The sequence below is a fragment of the Nonomuraea sp. H19 genome (assembly GCF_052068215.1).
Classification (GTDB): Bacteria; Actinomycetota; Actinomycetes; order Streptosporangiales; family Streptosporangiaceae; genus Nonomuraea.
Genome location: NZ_JBQHCV010000110.1, coordinates 1 through 1,726 on the forward strand (window position 1 = coordinate 1; position 1,726 = coordinate 1,726).

The window sequence follows — 1,726 nt, forward strand, 5'->3', positions numbered from 1 at the left end:
GAGAGAGCGCCATCCTGTTTCCGCAGGTAGATGAGGCTGGTGTGGTGGCGGTCGGATGTGAACGTCGTGGTAGCGGGGCGAGATCATGGGAGTAGATCGTCTGTCAGCGGGTGACTTCGAGGCGGGTGAGTACCAGCAGGGCGCGTAGCAGCGCGGTGGCGTGACGGGCGTTCAGGCGCAGCCGGTTCAGTACCCGCCAGTTCTTCAGGTCGCCGATGCCGTGCTCGACCGCGGCGCGCTCACGGTTCAGCAGCCGGTTCGCCTGATTCTGGGCCTTGGTGAGCGGGTTGTTCTTGCTGGCCTTGAACCCCGTGACGATCACCGGGTCGTCGGGGTCGTCGTCCAGCCCGACGAAGCCGAGGTCGGCCAGGGCGCCCAGGTCGAAGCGGCGCAGCCAGGCGGTGACCTTGTTGTGGCGGGCGGTGGTGATCTCGCTGGAACGGCCGGGCTTGGCGGAGGAGATCCAGATCAGGTTGCCGTTCTCGTCGGTGAGGGCGAGGAAGAGCAGGCCGTGGACCTTGTGTTTGCCGTTGTAGTTCGTGCGGTTGGCTCGCCCGGTGCGGCGGCGGGTACGCACCAGCGTGCCGTCCAGCAGCACGACCTGCCCACCGGCCTTGGCGATCTTCTTTAGGGCGCGGTCCAGGCGTGGGGCGCGCGCGGAGAGCAGGTCGATGACCTCCAGCAGCCAGCGGCGGATGGTAGAGGCTGAGACGTTGTTGCCGCCGGCCATGTCGGCCAGGCGCTGGTCGTGGCGCAGCACGGCGAGCACGATGAGGGCGATCTTGCCAGGCGGTAGCTTCCGCCACCGTGAGCCGATCGCTTTGAGGTGGCCGCGGAGCAGGTCGGCGACCAGGGTGAGGGTCTTGGTGGACAGCGACAGGCGGCACTGGTAGACAGCAGACGGCGCGTCTTCGGCGGGTGGTTTGGTTGTTCTCACACACCGCCATGCCCCTGCCGGGGGCGCGCTACGTCGCCGCCGTATCGGCGTCCGCAGGCGTCGCCCTCTGGTCAGGGGTGCGAGATCTCCACCTTGGGGGTGCTGGTCAGGTCGGCGGGGCGAACGTTCCGGCCGGGGTCTTGCGCAGCCAGCCCCGCTCGACCAGCCGGTTCAGCTTGGCCCGGGTTCCTTCGACCTGGCCCGGTTCGGTGGACAGTCCCAGCTGCTCGCAGATCGTCTTGACCGGCAGCGGAGCCTGGCCGGAGCACACCGCGGACAGCAGCGCCTGGTAGTCGGCGGGCAGCACGTGGACCCCGGCGGCCTCGTGCCGGAAGCAGATCAGCCGGCCGCCGGGCAGCAGTTGCGCGGCACGGTCGGCGGGCAGCGCCCTCTGATACACCGCCGCCGGCTCATCGGCTGGCTCTTCGGCGAGGATTTCTTTGACCACCTGTTCGGCCACCCGCAATCGGTCCAGGTCGTCTTCGGCCTCGGCCAGCTGGGTGCGCAGGCGTTCGGCGCGTTCAGTGGCTGCCACGACGCGTGTGGTGATCTGGTCCAGCAGCGACACGGCGTCCCTCGACAGACCCACGACGGTTACCTGGTGAAAGCATCTAGACACGGACGATAACGAGCCCGGATGGGGTGACGCAGTCGAATCACGGAAGATCCGCTTTTGTCCACCTGCCGGATGATCAAGAGCCATGATTCCTGCCACTCACCAGCGGAGACCACATCCGACCGCGCCAGGCCATCCCCTACTACCTGGGAAAACAGGATGGAACTCTGTCA

Annotated in this window: 2 protein-coding genes; both read right to left on the minus strand. The window is 67.5% G+C overall.

From position 1 onward, the window contains the following. Positions 1–103: 103 nt before the first annotated feature. Positions 104–937 (minus strand): transposase family protein, encoded by an 834-nt coding sequence (locus tag ACTMTI_RS56780; protein ID WP_441129392.1) that lies wholly within the window; start codon positions 935–937, stop codon positions 104–106. 106 nt (positions 938–1,043) lie between these two features. Then, complete coding sequence (locus tag ACTMTI_RS56785; protein ID WP_441129394.1) at positions 1,044–1,526, minus strand: hypothetical protein; 483 nt, start codon at positions 1,524–1,526, stop codon at positions 1,044–1,046. Positions 1,527–1,726: the final 200 nt, after the last annotated feature.